The sequence below is a fragment of the Pseudomonas sp. CM25 genome, assembly GCF_013179705.1.
Lineage (GTDB): Bacteria > Pseudomonadota > Gammaproteobacteria > Pseudomonadales > Pseudomonadaceae > Aquipseudomonas.
Genome location: NZ_JABMCW010000648.1, coordinates 1 through 1,261 on the forward strand (window position 1 = coordinate 1; position 1,261 = coordinate 1,261).

Consider the following 1,261-nt stretch of genomic DNA (forward strand, 5'->3'; position numbering starts at 1 on the left):
CCTTTGGTAACTCTCGGAGCGGTTTTTTTTTGGTTGGCATACATGCACCTCTTACTCATGTTATGCCCGAACACAAAATTTCTGACACCCTCGCCCCACGGCTCACTCCTCAAACCGTATCGGACACAGCGCCACCCCTTCCAGCTTCTGCAACTCCTCGATGACCTGCGGCCTGGCCCGATGCAAGGTCAGGCTTCCGCCAGAGCGCATCAACCGCCGCGCCTCGCGATGCAACATATCCACACCCGAGTAGTCGATAAAATTCACCTGCCGCGCATCGATCACCACATGCGGCCCCTGGCAGCGCTGCAAGCGGACCTGCAGGTAATGCGCCGCGCCAAAGAAGATCGACCCGCCCACCCGCAGCACGTCCGCTTCCCCTTCACGGCTCTGCTGCACCCGTGGCCGTGAGGTTCGCTTGAGGTAGAAGAACAGCGAAGCCAGCACCCCGGCATAAATTGCTGTCTGCAACTCCAGCAGCAGGGTCGCCGCCGCTGTCAGCAGCATGACCAGAAACTCCGAGCGGCTGACGCGGAACAATGCCCGAATCCCCCGATGGTCAACCAGCCCCCAGCAGATCAGCAGGATACTCCCGGCCATGGCCGGGATCGGCAGGTGCGCGATCAGCCCTGCCCCGGTAACCGCGAACAAGGCCACCCACAGTGCCGAAAACACCCCGGCCATGGGCGAGCGGGCGCCTGCCTCATAACTCAGGCCCGAGCGGGTGAAGGACCCGGCAGACAAATAACCCGAGAAAAAAGCCCCGGCGATGTTCGACAGGCCCTGTGCACGTATTTCCTGATCAGGGTCGATCAGCTGTTCAGAGCGTGCCGACAGCGAGCGGGCAATCGACAGGCTGGTCACCAGCCCCAGCATGCCCACCGCCACGGCGCTGGGCAGCAGGCGCAGCATGAGTTCCAGGTCCAGTAACGGCAGCGGGCTGAAGGGCGGAAGCTGCCCGGTGAAGGCTGCCACCCGCGGCACATGGCCAAACCAGCCTGGCAGCAGCCAGGCCACCACGCTGACCAGAATCAGACTTATCAACAGGCTGGGCCATCGTGGGCGCCAAAGCTTGCACGCTATGCCGATCGCTACAGTAGCCAGGCCCAGGGCCAGCGCTGGCCAGTCGACCTCACCGGCATGGCTGGCCAGGTCCTGCACGGTTTTCAGCGCCGTGGCCTGGCTTGGCAGGTTCATGCCCAGCAGGTTGGGCAGCTGGCCCAGGGCGATGACGATGGCCGCGCCGAGCGTGAACCCCAGC

General features: G+C 63.5%; 1 protein-coding gene. It reads right to left on the reverse strand.

Annotated features, from left to right (window positions below; all coding sequences use genetic code 11):
- Positions 1 to 102: 102 nt before the first annotated feature.
- On the reverse strand, positions 103 to 1,261 hold a 1,159-nt coding region (locus HP546_RS30365; protein ID WP_172233615.1), incomplete at its 5' end, for a SulP family inorganic anion transporter.